This is a genomic window from Okeania sp. KiyG1, from assembly GCF_014132355.1.
Classification (GTDB): domain Bacteria; phylum Cyanobacteriota; class Cyanobacteriia; order Cyanobacteriales; family Microcoleaceae; genus Okeania.
Genome location: NZ_BLZO01000136.1, coordinates 35,884 through 52,255, shown reverse-complemented (window position 1 = coordinate 52,255; position 16,372 = coordinate 35,884). Strand labels below are relative to the sequence as shown.

The following is a 16,372-nucleotide window of genomic DNA, read 5'->3' as shown; positions in this document are numbered from 1 at the left end:
TTATCCCCTCCTCAATCTAAAAAAAGTCCTAATGCTGAGTGCTGAGTACTGAGTGCTGAGTGATATTTACAGCGCTTTTCAAATTTATGAACCACATCCTCACACATCAAACCTTGTAGGGACGTTCCATGGAACGTCCCTACTGTGGTCTACCCAAATGAAAATCGCTGTAACGAAATTCACAATAATTTTTGTCAGCCTTAACATTTTTTGTACTTTTAATCTGTATAAATTAATCATATTTTCCGAAGAAGATGGTTATCAAAGGCGAGTGGCTTTGGCTCTAAAATCCTTACTCCTTTAGTTCTCAAATCTCAAGCTCCCTTGAAAAAACATTTATTAGGGAAAATATTAAAAATTGTAAAGAGTGTTAATATTAAGATATAAAATAAGAAATTAAACTTAGAGAAATGATAAATCCAAAACTGCCAGAACCAGATTTACTTAAAGCAGTACTACAACCCTTGTTAGAGGATTTTCAGTATTGGTTTGAGCGTTCCCGTCAGTTATTGGAGAGAGAAAAAATTCCTTTTCTGAGTAGCACTGAACAATTCGACCTACTTAATAGAGTTAAGCAAGCTCAACAGGAGGTGAGTACAGCACAAACTCTTTTTCATGCCACTGAAGGTCAAGTTGGGGTAGAAACTACAGTGCTTATGCCTTGGCATCACTTACTAACCGAATGTTGGCAAGTTTCAATGCGATTCCGCAAAGAACAATCTAGATAGAATTACTTATTACACTCAAACTTAGGTATCAAGTCCGGAATCAATAAATCAGATTGAGTAAACTTTTATTGTTAAAAGTTTATGATTTGATAACTGTTAATTTAGCTAAACCGCCCTTGAGTCTCACACCATAATTTTAAAGAGGAGTGTGAGATGAATCGGCGGCAAATTGAATAGGTTCGATGCCCATTCAATTTGCATGCTATCCCAGCAGAAGCTTTCGCCCTAGTTGAAAAACTTGTATTATTATCTTGCAATAACCCTGGAAATTTTCCACCATGCGCACTGCCTACCAATATAAATTAAGGCCCAATAAAAAACAGTTAGCCACCATAGAAATGTGGTTGGAATTGTTGCGTCGGCAGTACAACTATAGGTTAGGCGAGCGGTTCTCGTGGTGGGACAGAAAACCGTTGTCCAGTTAATGCTTGCCCCTTGGTGATGCCAATTCCTCAACTAAGAGATAATCCAGATTATTACTCTCAAAAACGAGATTTGGTCAATACCAAAGACAAGTTTCCTGAGTACAATCTGATTCATTCTCAGGTCCTGCAAGATTGGATAAAACGGGTAAAACTTGCCTTTGATAGATGGTTTAAGGCAGATAAAAATGGACAGAAATTAGGAAAACCAAGGTTCAAAGGAAAAGGACGTTATCGTAGTTTGACTTATCCTCAAATCAAACAAAACTGTATTGAAGAAAATCAAATTAATTTGCCCAAAATAGGCAAGGTAAAGTTGATTCAACATCGACCATTACCGGATGATTTTCAAATTAAAACAGTAACTATTAGTCGTAAAGCAGATGGTTATTATGTGACTTTATCCCTAGAAGATAAATCAGTTCCAGCTTTAACAAGTGAAGTGGAACCTACATTAAAAAATACTCTGGGAATTGATATGGGGTTGAAGGAATTCTTAGTAACAAGGGTCGGAGAATCTGTTCCCATACCTCATAAATATCGAAAATCTCAGAAACGATTAAAGACTCTACAAAAACGTTTATCTCGAAAAAAAAAGGAAGTAAAAGGTGGTTAAAAGCTGTTAAAACTTTAGCTAAACAACATAAAAAGGTTGCCGATAAACGTAAAGATTTTCACTTCAAAACAGCCAATGAATTGTTATCACTCATCCGAAGTTATCGCCCATAAAAACTTAAACATTAAAGGGCAAGCATTGACTCGTTTGAGTAAATCAATTAACGATTCTGGATGGGGACAATTCCTGTCTATTTTGACTGTCAAAGCCGGAAATGCTGGAGGTGAAAACTATAGCAGTGAACCCTCAAAATACCAGCCAAGATTGCTCGAATTGTGGTTAAAAAGTCCTCAAAGAATTAAACATACGAACTCATTCTTGCCCACACTGCGGTATTGTAATAGACCGCGACTGGAATGCAGCGATAAATATAAAAAATAGGGCGGTAGGGCATTCCGTCCTTAAAGCTCGTGGAGCCCGACGGAATACCGGGGCTGCGAAACGAGAAGCCCACACTGTAGCGCCAGCGAGCGTGTGGGAGTATGTCACTGTAAAAGGACTATACTACTCTGGAAATGATGATGACTAACCAAGATAATTTATGGCCATCAAGCTCATCCAGAGTTAAGTAGAGATAAAATAAGAAAAATTGTTTAAAATTTTTTAAAATTTGCTAAGTGCCTATCTGGCCCTGGAGAAAACTATGTTACATTTGCTTTATATCCTAGCCTTTACCACTGTTGCTGTTTTGGCTGTTCGTAATTTAATCCGTAGTCTATTGACGGTGGGCCTTGAGTCTCAATCTTCCCCTCAAACCGAGGATGGTCTTCTGATGATTCTGATTCTCAGTCTCGTAGAATTCCACATCCGGAATTATTAGATGAATCTGGGAATTTTATTGATGAACCTTTATTGGTGATGCGTTCCGTTAATGTACAAGAAGCTCGTCAACAGTTGGATGCTATTTATAATTCTGAACTTGAATCTAGTAGTGAAACTAGAGATGAGAAGGATAAATAAAGACTACAGGAACCAATGCAAAATTGGTAAAAATTCCCAGATATACATCAAAAGTCTAAAGCTTTTTAATTCTTAAATTATCATATATTTTCTGTACAATAATGTTGATAATTTTTGTAGCAGAAAATTGATAAAAACCTAAAAACTTGCTATTGCTTTGTTTCAAAAAAACTGATAATAGCAAGTTATTTTTATAATTTGAAAATGCCAAATATTTGAGATAGATTAATCAATTGATAATGGATAATGAATAATGGATAATTACCTCTGGTTAAAACCGAGAGGATTTAATATAAGGAAATTTGATTTCTTCTCTTGGTCTCATGGATATGGCGAGGAGACCCGCTTTTGACAGAGCCACTCCGAATGACGCCATCCCACCCTACGGGAAGCTCCGCTACGACTGCTTTTTTCTCCTTAAAAGGAGAAGCTTTAAACCTTTGGGGATTAATTATCAATTATCAATTGTCAATTATCCATTGTAATTTATACCAATCGAAGGAATGCTTAGAGCTGATTTATAAACTGAGTTGAAACTCCTTTCTAGCATGGGTTTGTGGAAAATTATGCCCTAGGGGCTTAGATAGTGTCAAACCCTTACACTGTAAAGCATTTATCCTCTTAATATTGACTTTATAAATCAGCTCTTAGGACAGTTCAAAAGTTTAAAACTTAGACAAAGTAAGACTTTTCCTTCTTCCTTCTTCCTTCTGCATATATACAAAATAACAAGGGATCGGATAAAACTAAACAATAAAAGCCTCTGCAGTGTTAACACTAACAATGTATATTTGATATAATAGCACTACGCAAATAGGTTAGGACGTTTATAAATGCTCAAACTTAGTCAGAGATTACTGTACGGGCGAACAGCCTTTACAGTAGGGGCGAACGGCCGTTCGCCCCTACTGACTTCTGACTTACGCGTAGCGCTATAGTAGTGCAGTAGGGTAAAGATTAACCGCCAGATGACCATCCCTAAATCCGTATTGGCAGAACTGGTGCAAGAGATTCCGCAGTTGAGACCACAAATTTATTTTAAGTCATCCCTGACTGCTCTATCTCATGCAATGGAAGACCAGGTTTTAGCAAGCTCCGAACAAGCTCTGGTAATTGCAACTTTTCAGCAAGAGCGTTTTTATCGCCAGGAAGCTCATCGTTATCGACGAATCGCTAGCCTAACATCCCAAGTATATGTACTAGCAGCACCAGAAACAGCATTTAAAGATTCTTCTGAGTATTACGAAACAATAGCTTTTAATACTAAAGAGATTCTAAGTAAGGAATGGAATTTACTGGTACTTGGTCAACAGTATTCAAGTTGTTTGATTTGTAATGAGCGTTTTAATTTGATAAAAGCGATCAAACATCTCAGTTGATTGACATGGATCAGGCACGTCGGTTTGAAGGTATTTGGACTTTTGACCGTCAGGTATGTGTCCAAGCTGCTATGTTGTTACTAAATAGAATCCTGAAATATAGACCAGAATTAGCAGAAAAAGTACAAGCAGCACGAGAAACTTATGGTATCAATGTTGATGTCGGGATGGGAAGAAAATCTGGTAAAACTAAATCTAAGTCTAATCGTCGTTACCTCAAGAAAGCTTCAGAAGTAGTTACTCAAAATCCTCAATTTAACGATCCTTTTGCCCAACGTTTGGTGACTTATTTGCAAGCAAGTCAATATAAGTTACTTAAAGCATATCGCTCGATCGCTGCTCAGGAACAAAAACAGCGCCTGATTAATATTATTTCTAATGCCATGAGGCGATCGCTAGACTCTGATGAGATTATTAGAGTAGCAGTGCAAGAATTGGGAAAAGCACTTTTAGCTTGCCGATGCTTAATTTATCAATGTCGAGCTTTAGATGTCACAGCAACTATTACACATGAATATTTAAGTTCGTCAGTTAAATCTGTGGTTAATCAAGAATGGCCTTTACAAGATAATCCTTTATTTCAAAAGGTTCTTCAAACTCAAGAACAAGTCTCTATAGAAGATACAAGCTTACTACCTGATTATTGTTTGACAGAAACACCACAAGGCTCTAAAGTTCAGGCGAAAAACTGTATCGAAACATTAATATCTCAATGGGAAATTAAGAGCTGGTTAATGGTACCTTTGCTTTATCAAGGAAGACTTTTAGGTATGGTGGAGTTACACCACTGTGGATCGTGTCCCCATCATTGGCCTGATGACAAAATAGATTTAGTACAAGCGATCGCTACTCAATTAGGTATAACTTTGATCCAGGCTGAAACTTATGCCCATTTGGAAGAATTAAATCAACAATTAGAAGCTCTGGACCGGACTCGTAGTAATTTAATTGCAATTACTGGCCATGAGCTACGGACACCTTTATCCACTATTCAAGTTTGCCTGGAAAGTTTGAGTCAAGAACCAGATATGCCTGCAGAGTTACGTCAAGTTATGCTAGACACTGCACTAGCAGATGCAGATAGAATGCGTCATCTTGTGCAAGATTTCTTAACATTGTCTCATTTAGAAAGTGGTACGGTTGAGTGGAATGTAGAATATTTGCCTCTATTAGAATGTGTTGATTTGGCTCTGAGTAGTATTCGTGCCCATCACTCACAGAAAGATTTACCGAATATTACTACTCAGGTATCGACAGAACTACCTTTAGTCTTAGCTGATGGAGAATGGCTAGTGGAAGTATTGTCAAAACTCCTAGATAATGCTTGTAAGTTTACTCAGTCTGAAGGAACAGTAATGATTGGAGCTACTTCTAATGGGAATAATATGTTAGAAGTGATAGTTTCTGATACTGGCCGTGGCATTGAACCTAAGCGCCTAGAAGCTGTATTCGATCGTTTTTATCAAGAAGAAGGTGCTTTACGACGAAGTGTTGGTGGTACAGGTTTAGGTTTAGCTATTTGTCGCCAGATTATTACTCGTTTGGGAGGAAAAATTTGGGCAGAGTCAGAGGGTAAAAATCGTGGTAGTCAGTTTCATTTTACAATTCCAATTGTTAGTAATAGCGAACAAAATAGAGAAGGAAAATCAAAAAAGAAGAAACAAACCTAATTCATCGACTTAGCAGCTAGCAAAGTAGTAGTTTAGGTTTTAATGAATAAAGAAATGATTCGTCTTCTAAAAATTAAATTCTTTGTCTAATCCAGTTAATTGAAAAACTAATTGAATATCATCTTGATATTGAACAGATATAATAGACATCCTCTTTTTTCAGAAATTTTGCGGACAATAACTAAAGTAGTTAATCCAAAATTATTAATTTTATTTACTAATCCCAGATCTATTATGCAATAAAAATTTCGTGTTTTGTCGATGAGTTGGCCTACTATTTGCTTGAGTTGATAACTTCTCTTTAAATTTAAGTTGCCTTGAGGGCGAAATAAAATTGCTTCCATATAGTTCGTTATAATTAAATAAATTAAAGTAAAAATAGCTTTGAGTTTTATAGTAGTTTTCTTGCATAAGTTAGGAAAATCCGCAATTTTTTGATCTAAGATGTAATTGCGAGGCGACAATCAGAGCGTTAACTCTTGGGTCAAAGCACTGAGACAGCTGTAGGCCAAGCCTTCTCGCAGAGTAGCAATTTCCTATTTCTTCCCTAAGATTGATTTATACAAGAGGTATAGTATTAAAAATTGCTAATAAAGAGTAATTACCGAATAATTAAGGTAAAAATCCTCTCCTTTAAAGGAGAAACAAGAAAAATTTTTCTTTATTCAATCCTCTTCCTTTTAGGTAGAGGTAATTATCAATTATCCATTATCCATTATCAATTATTGAACAGCTTTCACCAAAAATTAGTTACTATAGTATTTCCAATAAACAAAAAAAGTTACGGTTTTTTATTCTACAAAAATATCTATAGCAATTATAATTCGGTTATATCAAAATATTTTGAAAAAGCAAAAGGCAATAATACTCAAAAAATGCTGGTAAGCATTCAGCAGTCAGCTATCAGCTATCAGCTTCTGAGACATATCTATGTTTCTTGCCACAGAATTGTATAGGGTTGTAACTAAAGTTTGCTGTTCTTGCATTTCAATTATCTAATAGTATAAGTTAAAAGAATGCTGACTTCATTTATTAAAAAGTACAAACTCGCTGAATGCTGACTGCTAATAGCTGAATGCTTACAAATGCTGTATGTAGCCATCTTAATTTAAGTTGTGAGATATTGTAGACCTTTAGAGAACAGCTTAAACTGTGACTAGAAAGTCATTAATTTTCCACAAATAATTTAGGATTACTCTATTGAGAGTAATTAACAATATAGCTTTATTATTCAATTATTTATCTAGACTAAAATTAAATCATAGTAAAATTCAAGAGGACTATTGCAATTACCCTCTTTTTTTTTACCTCAACTATCGCCGAAAAAAAAAAGAATGATACTCTCTTGGGTCAATGGCAATTAGTAGTTATATTATGTTCGGTTGAATAGTTATAAATAATAAGGGAGGAGTCAGGAGGATCGAGTCAGGAGTCAGGAGGGAAAAAAGAGGGAAGAAAAGGAAAAAGTTTTTTCATCACTAATTAGGGCGTGACCGATCTAATCTAAAAGCATTGACATATAAAGACAAGTGTCTTTTTGGGGTCGAATTGCAGTGCAAAGCGTATTTTCGGCCATAGTTGGGCAGAAAAATCACTCTGACAATTGTTACTCCTACCTCCTCGCTCATTCCCCATTTCTCCTGTCTCCTGTCTCTACTAAAAGACTTTTTCCGCAAACCCTAATTATCCGGACATCATATGAATGACCTGTAACATGGCCAGAGTCCTAAATTATCCTTATGTAACAGAACCTTACAATTTCTTAAATCTGAGTAACTGTGGTGATAGGATTCCATAAAAAGGTTCATATCAAAAATTTATGGCAGACGAACTAACAGGTCAACCCCCTATTTTCGGTGGCAGTACTGGTGGCTTACTGACCAAGGCCGAAGTTGAAGAAAAATACGCTATTACCTGGACTAGCTCAAAAGAGCAGGTATTTGAAATGCCTACAGGTGGTGCAGCTATTATGAATGAAGGTGAAAACCTACTATACTTAGCTCGCAAAGAGCAATGCTTGGCCCTCGGCACTCAACTCAGGACTAAATTTAAGCCCAAAATTGAGGACTTCAAAATCTATCGGATTTTCCCTGATGGTTCTACTGAGTACCTACATCCGAAAGATGGAGTCTTCCCTGAAAAGGTTAATGAAGGACGTCCTTATGTAGGTAAGATCGACCGCAATATTGGCAGTAACCCAGAACCTGCGACCCTTAAGTTTACTGGTAAAAAACCCTATGACGTGTAGGATCGGATCTACCAGTTATTCTATGGGATAGATTGACATCCTCCCGACGCTGCTCTCACGAGACAGCGCGGGATTCCCTAGCATCGCTGTTAGGGGCTTTGTGTTTCTGCCGCACCCGCATAAACGAGATTTACTCTCAGATGGTCTAAAAGCACGCTCCACAGACTGACACTGCTCCTCCCGCAGCCTTCGAGCGTGGGTGTTCCCTCTCTTGGTCAGCATTCCGCAAGCGAGCTGTCGGCGGCGCGGGGTCTGACCGCTTGCGTCTGACGCCGACGCGGGTTCCCATCCGCAAAATATTGATACTTGTGTTTATGTCCCGATCATGGTGAACTGCACATTCAGGACAATCCCACTCTCTAATATTTAGAGGTAATTTTTCCACTACATGACCACAATTAGAACAACCCTTAGAACTAGGGAAATACCTGTCAATTTTAATTAGTTGACGACCGTACCATTCTGCTTTGTATTCTAATTGCCTAACTAATTCTGACCAGTTGGCATCACTACCCACCCCTCTTGCTCCCTCCCGGGAGGGGATGGGGGTGGGTTATGATTCTTGACCATGTTTTTACTGCTAAATCTTCAACTACAATAGTTTGATTTTCTCTAATCAGTTGAGTGGGCGCGCCTATGAGTATAGTCAAGCCTTGAATCTTTGATTTTTGCGTGTATCCTAGTTACTTTAAGCCTAGCTTTTTGATAGTTATTAGACCCCTTGCTTTTTCTCTTTAGAGACTTCTGAGCTAACCTCAGTTTTTTGTGTAATTTGTAATGATTCTTAGGGTTAGTAACTTTTTCTCCATCACTGGTAGTTAGTAAGCTAGTGATTCCTAAATCAATGCCTAAGAGTTTCTTAGTCGGCTTTAGTTTTAAATTTCGGCGTTGGTGATTTGAGGTATGATATCCTGTCCAGATAAGAGCGCGAAAAAAAACTTTCTCCTTCTACTCGGGGTTTCTTCTTCTTTCAAACCTCCTGACTCCTGAGTTCTGACTCCTGACTCCTAAGTAATTAAGGCTAATATCATACACGCGCTTCACCAACGCCTAAATTTCTAGTATCATTAACTCTCAAAGATATTGACCATCTGCTGCTAGGGTCAAGCTTAACTGTAATTGTGCTAGGCACACAACCTGGTGGCAGTTGCCTACTCCATCTAATGGGCAATGGTTCAGCAGATTTAGCTAGGTAGACCTGACCATCTTTCCATTTGAAAGCAGACTTTGTGAACTCGGCGCTACCACCATTTCGTTTTTTCTTAAAGTTAGGATATTTAGCGCGCCCACTAAAAAAGTTAGTAAAAGCACTTTGTAAATGTCTCAAGCCTTGCTGTAGTGGCACACAGCTAACTTCACTCAGAAAATCTAAATCTTCCTGTTTTTTCCAGTTCGTCAGCATAGCTGAAGTTTCTTTGTAGCCTACTCGTTGCTTGTGTTCATACCAGGCTTGAGTTCTAGTTGCTAAAGCTTTGTTGTAGACCAAGCGTACACAACCCAACGTCCTTCGTAGCAAATTTTCCTGATCGGGAGTTGGGTAAAACCTAAATTTGTATGCTTTCTCAACCATCTACATGTTAGGCGATTAATTTTTCACAGTTTAACACATTGTTTGCCAGATATCAATATTGATTGGTTTTCGCGGACGACGCTCCCCTTTGGGAGAGCGCGGGTCTCCAACCAACATTGAGATGAAAGAAAATAACAATACAATCAAGAGTATCTTTGTTGTAATATTGGGTGGGTCATCAATTAAAAAATTGACAAAATAGCCATTCTATGCTTAATGGAGGTAATGATAACTATGCCAATAAAATTACTGAAGCTACCAAATAAATTCCTCCCAGAAGATATTGGTTACTGAATCTCAAATCTAAAACCTCAAAATTTATGATATTTCCAGACTTCCCCCAATTTTCCCAATTAGCAAAACAAGGTAACTTTGTTCCTGTCTACCAAGAATGGGTAGCAGACCTCGATACTCCTGTTTCTGCTTGGTATCGTGTCTGCGCGGGTCAACCATACAGTTTTTTACTAGAGTCAGTTGAAGGTGGGGAGAAAATCGGACGCTATAGTTTTCTTGGCTGTGACCCATTGTGGACATTGGAAGCAAGAGGCGATCGCACTACCCAAACTTACCGGGATGGTACGGTGAAAATTTTTGAAGGCGACCCATTTGATACTCTAGATAACTGTCTGCGAAACTATCAACCTGTCAAACTACCTCAACTACCACCTGATATTGGTGGGTTATTTGGTTTTTGGGGTTATGAGTTGATTCGGTGGATCGAACCTCGTGTACCTGTTTACCCATCTACTGAAAATGATTTGCCTGATGGTTTGTGGATGCAGGTTGATAATCTTTTGGTTTTTGACCAGGTAAAACGGAAGATTTGGGCGATCGCCTATGCAGACCTTCGTTCTCCAGAAATAGATTTAGAGGCAGCTTATCAACAAGCGTGCGACCGTGTTTCTCAGTTAGTAGATAAATTGCAATCTCCTCTATCGCAACAAGATACTTTACTAGAATGGCAACCACCTGGTGGAAAAGGTCGAGAAGTTGGAGACATCTATAGTAGTAATACACCCCGCGAACAATTTTGTGCCAATGTTGAAAAAGCTAAAGACTACATCAAAGCAGGAGATATTTTTCAGGTAGTTATCTCGCAACAACTTTCAACTGAATATACAGGGGAACCATTTGCTCTTTATCGTTCCCTACGATTAATTAACCCTTCTCCGTACATGGCTTATTTTAATTTTGGTGATTGGCAAATCATTGGTTCGAGTCCGGAAGTTATGGTAAAAGCAGAAAATACCCCTGATGGCAAACGTCTTGCTACGGTTAGACCAATTGCCGGAACTCGTCCCCGTGGTAAAACTTATGCAGAAGATAATGCTTTAGCTGAGGAGTTGTTGCAAGACCCGAAAGAAAGAGCGGAACATATTATGTTAGTCGATCTAGGTCGGAATGATTTGGGGCGTGTTTGCCGAGTGGGAACGGTAAAAGTTGATGAGTTAATGATAATTGAACGTTATTCTCATGTGATGCACATTGTTAGTAATGTGGTGGGAGAATTGGCAGATGATAAAACTGCTTGGGATTTATTGAAGGCTTGTTTTCCAGCGGGTACTGTTAGCGGTGCGCCTAAAATTCGGGCGATGGAAATTATTAATGAATTAGAACCTTGTCGCCGGGGTGCTTATTCTGGAGTTTATGGACATTATGATTTTGAGGGTCAGTTGAATAGTGCGATTACGATTAGAACTATGGTTGTTCGGCCGAAAAATGATGGTAAACACACGGTAACTGTGCAAGCGGGAGCTGGTTTAGTTGCTGATTCTGTCCCGGAAACAGAGTATGAGGAAAGTATTAATAAAGCCAGAGGTTTGTTGGAGGCAATTCGGTGTTTGAAAAATAGTTGAAATAGCAGTCAGCGGTCAGCGGTCAGCTAGCCTCCTGCGGAGGAACTTTCCTAGGTCATGCTACGCAAACGTTAACAGCTTCTAGTTGCGTGTATAATGGGGGATACTCAAGAAAAGCCGCTCCGTGTCTACAAACCCCCATTAAAACGCACCACTAATTTTTCAAATAAGCGTGGGGGACTTACCGAATAATTAATAATTAATAATTAATAATTAATAATTAATAGACATCTCCAAAAATTATCAAGCACTTACTGTAACTATAACTATCTTTTGGGGAGCGATCGCCAGCTCCACCAGATAGTCATTTTTTACGGGCTTTATCGTATTACAGATAGTTAATGTTAATTATTCACCATTTATATCTAGTTTTTCATGACTTTTTTTCAGAGCAAAAATTATGACTTATAATAATATTAATACTCCTATTATTAATCTTACTAAACCACATATTATTAAAATTACTTTTTCATAATTACTATCTTTAAGTCTAAATCTTTCTCGTGCCACTCGCGCATATTTTTATCAGTATTATTATATGTTATACAAATATTCTTTTTGAGCTTTTTTTTATTCTCTTTCTTTACTTATTCTGACATTTTATGGTTTATTATTTTTATTTAGCCTGTTAACTTTTTCCCCACCTTGAAACCCTTTATTTCCTTGAAATTTTTGTTGCTTATCAAACTTTTTTGTTGTTTTTTGAATAATTTCATATCACTTTCTGGACCTCTTTTCCCTACTATTTTTTCTGCCTTTTCTGTGATTACTATTTAATCTTTAAACGTATAACTTTTTTGCTTTCCTGAATAATATTTTTTCTGTTTATCATCATTTTTTTGCCTTTTCCTATCCTGCTCTGTACTATCAAATATCAATTATATTTCTGTAAAAGCCTATGCATATCCATAAATATTCGTTTTCTTTTCCCGAGAATTCCTCTAGTAAACTAGATGGTAATAATTCCCTCAAAATATCTATCCAAAGCGTGAAAAATATTATTTGCTGTTGACTCACTAACTCCAAATATTGCTCCTAGTAGCTGAAATGTTGGTACATGATGCAAATAATATAAGGTCAACATTATCTCTTCTGTCTTGCTTAAAGATTTTTTTCTTCCTCCCCCTGCCTTGATTAACCTTTTTTCTTGACTGGCGTTCGCGTTAGCGATGCGGAGCATTATCGCCTGTCTTTTTTTCTTCAACTTTTTGAGCATTTTCTATTAATTTTATTAGTTTTTCAAAAGTATTTGTAACATTCTTTTTTCAAATTGGTATAAGTCAATAGCCTCCTACGGAGGAGCTACGCTAACATCAAGGTGGACTAGAAAGTTTATTAACAATTAGCACAAGTCCTGGTCGTCAATCATTAATTCCAGAAACAGTTAAAGATAAATTAAGAGGAGAATTACAAGACCCAGAAGGTTTTAGATAGTTATCGTGAAATTCATGGCTTGGCTTAATAGCATTTATGATATTCAAGCAAGTTATGGAACTATATATAAAATAGTTTCCTAGGTCATGCTGCGCAAACGTTATCAATTAAAAGCCAAGCTTAAGGTGCCACGTCCAGTTAATATTAAACAAGGAAAAGATGCAGTAAATAACTTTAAAAAAACTCCCAGAATTAATTAAATCTATGTGTGAAAAAAATCAAGATTTGGTGAAAGATGGTCAAACAATTCGCTATTGGTGTCAGGATGAAAGCCGTAATAGAAGCGAAAACTATTTCGAGGCGAAAAATTACATCTTTTGGAGTAAAACCAGTTGAAAAAGAGCAATGGCAGTTTTTTGATCGATGGTTATATGGGGAGCGTAGAACCATCAACTGGTGAGAGCTTTTGTTGGGAATTTACTCACCTGAATAGTGTTTGCGCATGAGAGATTTTTAGAATTATTTGCAGAAAAGTTTCCCCATGAAGTTCACATAATTCAACTAGATAATGGTGGTCTACATAAAGCTTTAAACTTAAATATTCCTGTCAATTATCACACAGAAATTATCAATTATTTCTCCCTACTGCTGTACGGGCGATTCGCGTTTGCGGAGCATTCCGGAACGGAAATCGCCCCTACTGCCTACTCCCTCTTTTGGAGGAGATGTCTAATAATTAAATTTGAGGTGATATCAACCTTCCCCATAGCAATAAAAACCAAGGGATTTTGAAATTTGGTATTAACCACGCATATTTTCTCAGTGCAGGAACAGTAAAAGGAATTAAAAAACGAAGGGAACGTACAGATATAGGACAATTACCATTCTCATCTACAATATTATATTTTTCAGCAAGTTCAGCAACAATCCGCACCTTACCCGTATGACTCATAATACTTGGTTCAGCAGCCAGATTCGCAATAACTCTACCTATAAACAAAGGAGTTTCCCAATTTTCACTATCACCAAAACTATCTACAGTATTGCTTTGACTCAATTGATTGGTAAAATTAATTATATGCTCTGTACCGACAATTCCCGGCCAAATAGATATAGAAGCAATATTATCTGCTTTTAACTCTACTGCCATATCTGCTGCCAGGCGATCGCTTGCTGCCTTACCCGCACCATAAGCAGCACCAAAAAGATAAGACATACTACCCCAGGAAGAGATAGTAAAGATAATTCCCCCCCCACGAGGAGCCATCATTCGGGCAGCAAATACACTGCTAATATAGTGACTGCGAAGACCTACATTATTGACTAGGTCCCAAAGACTAGGTTCAGATTTCCAGAATGGCTGACCGTAGGCATCTCCAATGGCCTTTACCCCTGAGAAGACATTGTTAACTAATATATGAAGTTGTCCCTGTTGTTCATTTTCGATGCGCTCAAAAAGTAACCGTACTTGCTCGTCATCCCCATGATCTACTTGAACAGGAATACACTTACCACCAGCTTTTTCAATAGCTAACTGTGTTTCCTGGAGAGTACCAGAAACGCCATCGTTAACACAAGGTCTTTCGAGACTACGACCTGTAATATAGATAGTAGCACCGGCCTCACCTAAACCTATTGCAATGCCCTTACCTATACCCCGCGTTGCTCCTGTAACCAATGCTACTTTACCTTTCAGGTCTGTCATAATTACTTGCTATAGTTTACCAAATACAGTTTAGCGAAAAACGATGCCTCAACCAAACTTATCAGGGATTTTACAGTTCTGGTGGTTAGTTCCGTTACTATTGAGTATATTAGGACTTTTTTTTCAGTCTCTGGATTGTAATTCCTGCTCCAAATCTTTTTTCTTTTACCTTTGGGAGTGGGATCTCCAGAAATTAGCCCTTGGCTGATTTGCCTAAATCTGCTTGCGCTTATACTAACAGTTTTTGTTCACAAAACTTGGTGGTCTGCTCTCATCTTCATCTCTAGCTTACTTGGCCTAATATTAAGTTTACTGCCACTGAGCCAGCTAGCTACTACCAACACTAACTTTGCTGTTGAGATGGAGAGGGTTTTGGGAACAGACTATTTACAAAGTATTCCTGAAGACTTAAAAGCCCAAATGCGTCCCCAACCATTTGTCCTTGCAGAGGTTTTTCGTGGGCTTCCTAAAAAGGAAGTTCGGATTCAAAGAGGTATTGTCTTTGCCAGTCCCGATGGAGTAGACCTCAAACTAAATGTTTACCAGCCTTTAGTTACACAAAAGTTGCAGAAGTTTCCTACTGTGGTAATTGTCTACGGTGGAGCTTGGAAACAAGGCAGTCCTGATAACTATGAGAGGTTTAGTTGTTACATAGCAGCTCAAGGCTACTCAGTAATAGCTATTGATTACCGCCATGCACCCAAGTATAAATTTCCCGCTCAAATCGAAGATGTACGAGCAGCCTTGCAGTATATTCAAGCCCATGCGGATAATTTGGGAGTAGATATTGAGCGCATAGCAATAATGGGCCGTTCAGCAGGAGGCCATTTAGCAAGTCTGGCTGCTTACGAGCAAGGTGCTATACCTTTTCGAGCAGTGGTAAATTACTACGCACCCAGTGACTTAATAGAAGGGTTCCACAATCCACCTTTTCCCAATCCTATCAATACAAATGCTATCCTGCGGGATTTTTTGGGAGGAACGCCAGACGAACTCTTAGAACTCTATCAAAAAGCCTCTCCCAAAAGTTATGTTAGACCTGCTCTTCCCCCTTCTTTATTGGTTTATGCAGGCCGCGACCACATAGTAGAATCTAAGTTTGGACGAATTTTATACAATCAACTGCGAGCAACTGGCAACCAGGCTATTTTTTTAGAAATCCCCTGGGCCGAACACGGCTTTGACGCAGTTTTTCCTGGGATTAGCAATCAGCTTGCTTTGTATTATACCGAACGCTTTTTAGCATCTCTGCTTCACGGGGTGAGATGAAATCCGGTAGCATCGGTGTAATTAGATGGGGAGTAGGGGAGTAGGGGAGTAGGGGAGTAGGGGAGTAGGGGAGTAGGGGAGTAGGGGAGTAGGGGAGTAGGGGAGTAGGGGAGATGGAGAAATATTTGGTAATGGTTGAAGATGGAACATTTTTTTATACCGAATTCAACGGATTTGATATGACAAGCACTTCAAAACTATTGTTGGATAAGGGTTTCAACTATTAAGATACTGTCTAAAATCTTGATTTTTCGCGTTTGATAATAATAATCATTTATCAAAATAATATGGGTCTAATATCAAATCCGGTTATACAGTTATCGCACTTTCTACTTCCATTCAATGCAGACATAAAATCTACATTCCGCACGACAAAATGTAGCAACCGAAGAAGGAGTCAGGAGACAGGAGACAGAATTTTAGAAGAAAATCATAGCTGCCGTGATTGAGTAATCAATCAAACAAGTATTTATGCGTAAATTTTTTACTCGGAATTTGATCAACGAAAAAAGTAATTAAGATGATTTGCATAGTATAAATACTTACCAAGCTACGGATTTATATACTACTTTTAA

General features: G+C 38.0%; 12 protein-coding genes and 5 pseudogenes. 11 read left to right on the top strand and 6 right to left on the bottom strand.

What is annotated here, in order from left to right; all coding sequences use genetic code 11:
* Positions 1 to 410: 410 nt before the first annotated feature.
* The 7 genes and pseudogenes from SAGCYANO_RS32375 (at position 411) to SAGCYANO_RS32360 (ending at position 5,775) form a co-directional block, all read left to right on the top strand.
* Positions 411 to 728: a DUF2605 domain-containing protein gene (locus SAGCYANO_RS32375; RefSeq protein ID WP_202223823.1), complete on the top strand. Its 318-nt coding sequence runs from the start codon at positions 411 to 413 to the stop codon at positions 726 to 728.
* Positions 729 to 1,006: 278 nt separating this feature from the next.
* Entirely contained in the window at positions 1,007 to 1,153 is a 147-nt protein-coding gene (locus SAGCYANO_RS50870; protein ID WP_375340031.1) for a helix-turn-helix domain-containing protein, read from the top strand.
* 16 nt (positions 1,154 to 1,169) lie between these two features.
* Positions 1,170 to 1,766: an RNA-guided endonuclease InsQ/TnpB family protein gene (locus SAGCYANO_RS50865; RefSeq protein ID WP_375340039.1), complete on the top strand. Its 597-nt coding sequence runs from the start codon at positions 1,170 to 1,172 to the stop codon at positions 1,764 to 1,766.
* Between the two features lie 214 nt (positions 1,767 to 1,980).
* Positions 1,981 to 2,295, top strand: a pseudogene (locus SAGCYANO_RS50860) (zinc ribbon domain-containing protein).
* A 114-nt stretch (positions 2,296 to 2,409) separates the two neighbouring features.
* Positions 2,410 to 2,469, top strand: a pseudogene (locus SAGCYANO_RS50855) (DUF2973 domain-containing protein); the annotation flags it as partial.
* A 38-nt stretch (positions 2,470 to 2,507) separates the two neighbouring features.
* Positions 2,508 to 2,588 (top strand): annotated as a pseudogene (locus SAGCYANO_RS50850) (hypothetical protein); the annotation flags it as partial.
* A 1,106-nt stretch (positions 2,589 to 3,694) separates the two neighbouring features.
* A pseudogene (locus tag SAGCYANO_RS32360) lies at positions 3,695 to 5,775 on the top strand (DICT sensory domain-containing protein).
* A 107-nt stretch (positions 5,776 to 5,882) separates the two neighbouring features.
* On the opposite strand, the gene SAGCYANO_RS50845 reads toward SAGCYANO_RS32360, so the two are convergent.
* Positions 5,883 to 6,119: an anti-sigma factor antagonist gene (locus SAGCYANO_RS50845; protein ID WP_202223822.1), complete on the bottom strand. Its 237-nt coding sequence runs from the start codon at positions 6,117 to 6,119 to the stop codon at positions 5,883 to 5,885.
* 1,475 nt (positions 6,120 to 7,594) lie between these two features.
* On the opposite strand from SAGCYANO_RS50845, the gene SAGCYANO_RS32350 reads away from it, so the two are divergent.
* Complete coding sequence (locus tag SAGCYANO_RS32350; protein ID WP_202223821.1) at positions 7,595 to 8,023, top strand: photosystem I reaction center subunit II PsaD; 429 nt, start codon at positions 7,595 to 7,597, stop codon at positions 8,021 to 8,023.
* A gap of 145 nt (positions 8,024 to 8,168) precedes the next feature.
* On the opposite strand, the gene SAGCYANO_RS32345 is transcribed toward SAGCYANO_RS32350, so the two are convergent.
* The 3 genes and pseudogenes from SAGCYANO_RS32345 to SAGCYANO_RS32335 all read right to left on the bottom strand — a co-directional run.
* Entirely contained in the window at positions 8,169 to 8,540 is a 372-nt protein-coding gene (locus SAGCYANO_RS32345) for an RNA-guided endonuclease TnpB family protein (RefSeq protein ID WP_202223820.1), read from the bottom strand.
* Positions 8,541 to 8,635: 95 nt separating this feature from the next.
* A complete protein-coding gene (locus tag SAGCYANO_RS32340; RefSeq protein WP_237396919.1) occupies positions 8,636 to 8,857 on the bottom strand; it encodes a transposase in 222 nt (73 codons plus the stop codon).
* Between the two features lie 204 nt (positions 8,858 to 9,061).
* Positions 9,062 to 9,593 (bottom strand): annotated as a pseudogene (locus SAGCYANO_RS32335) (RNA-guided endonuclease InsQ/TnpB family protein); the annotation flags it as partial.
* Positions 9,594 to 9,913: 320 nt separating this feature from the next.
* On the opposite strand from SAGCYANO_RS32335, the gene trpE reads away from it, so the two are divergent.
* Positions 9,914 to 11,449: an anthranilate synthase component I gene (gene trpE, locus SAGCYANO_RS32330; protein WP_202223819.1), complete on the top strand. Its 1,536-nt coding sequence runs from the start codon at positions 9,914 to 9,916 to the stop codon at positions 11,447 to 11,449.
* Positions 11,450 to 12,398: 949 nt separating this feature from the next.
* Here the strand turns inward: trpE and SAGCYANO_RS32325 are convergent.
* Entirely contained in the window at positions 12,399 to 12,665 is a 267-nt protein-coding gene (locus tag SAGCYANO_RS32325; protein WP_202223818.1) for a transposase family protein, read from the bottom strand.
* Positions 12,666 to 13,118: 453 nt separating this feature from the next.
* On the opposite strand from SAGCYANO_RS32325, the gene SAGCYANO_RS32320 reads away from it, so the two are divergent.
* Entirely contained in the window at positions 13,119 to 13,283 is a 165-nt protein-coding gene (locus tag SAGCYANO_RS32320; RefSeq protein ID WP_202223817.1) for a hypothetical protein, read from the top strand.
* A gap of 276 nt (positions 13,284 to 13,559) precedes the next feature.
* Here SAGCYANO_RS32320 and SAGCYANO_RS32315 read toward each other — a convergent pair whose 3' ends face one another.
* Positions 13,560 to 14,528 carry an SDR family NAD(P)-dependent oxidoreductase gene (locus SAGCYANO_RS32315; RefSeq protein ID WP_202223816.1) on the bottom strand — a complete coding sequence of 323 codons (969 nt, stop codon included), beginning with the start codon at positions 14,526 to 14,528 and terminating at the stop codon, positions 13,560 to 13,562.
* A 372-nt stretch (positions 14,529 to 14,900) separates the two neighbouring features.
* Here SAGCYANO_RS32315 and SAGCYANO_RS32310 point away from each other — a divergent pair, with 372 nt between their 5' ends.
* The gene (locus SAGCYANO_RS32310; protein WP_237396906.1) at positions 14,901 to 15,797 is read left to right on the top strand and encodes an alpha/beta hydrolase; all 897 of its coding nucleotides are present in this window, start codon (positions 14,901 to 14,903) and stop codon (positions 15,795 to 15,797) included.
* The last annotated feature ends 575 nt before the right edge of the window (positions 15,798 to 16,372 follow it).

What these genes read in the sequence shown, in the direction of transcription:
- SAGCYANO_RS32375 (WP_202223823.1), top strand. Translation starts at nt 411, where the DNA reads ATGATAAATCCAAAACTGCCAGAACCAGATTTACTTAAAGCAGTACTA.
- SAGCYANO_RS50870 (WP_375340031.1), top strand. Translation starts at nt 1,007, where the DNA reads ATGCGCACTGCCTACCAATATAAATTAAGGCCCAATAAAAAACAGTTA.
- SAGCYANO_RS50865 (WP_375340039.1), top strand. Translation starts at nt 1,170, where the DNA reads ATGCCAATTCCTCAACTAAGAGATAATCCAGATTATTACTCTCAAAAA.
- SAGCYANO_RS50845 (WP_202223822.1), bottom strand. Translation starts at nt 6,119, where the DNA reads ATGGAAGCAATTTTATTTCGCCCTCAAGGCAACTTAAATTTAAAGAGA.
- SAGCYANO_RS32350 (WP_202223821.1), top strand. Translation starts at nt 7,595, where the DNA reads ATGGCAGACGAACTAACAGGTCAACCCCCTATTTTCGGTGGCAGTACT.
- trpE (WP_202223819.1), top strand. Translation starts at nt 9,914, where the DNA reads ATGATATTTCCAGACTTCCCCCAATTTTCCCAATTAGCAAAACAAGGT.
- SAGCYANO_RS32325 (WP_202223818.1), bottom strand. Translation starts at nt 12,665, where the DNA reads ATGCTCAAAAAGTTGAAGAAAAAAAGACAGGCGATAATGCTCCGCATC.
- SAGCYANO_RS32320 (WP_202223817.1), top strand. Translation starts at nt 13,119, where the DNA reads ATGGTCAAACAATTCGCTATTGGTGTCAGGATGAAAGCCGTAATAGAA.
- SAGCYANO_RS32315 (WP_202223816.1), bottom strand. Translation starts at nt 14,528, where the DNA reads ATGACAGACCTGAAAGGTAAAGTAGCATTGGTTACAGGAGCAACGCGG.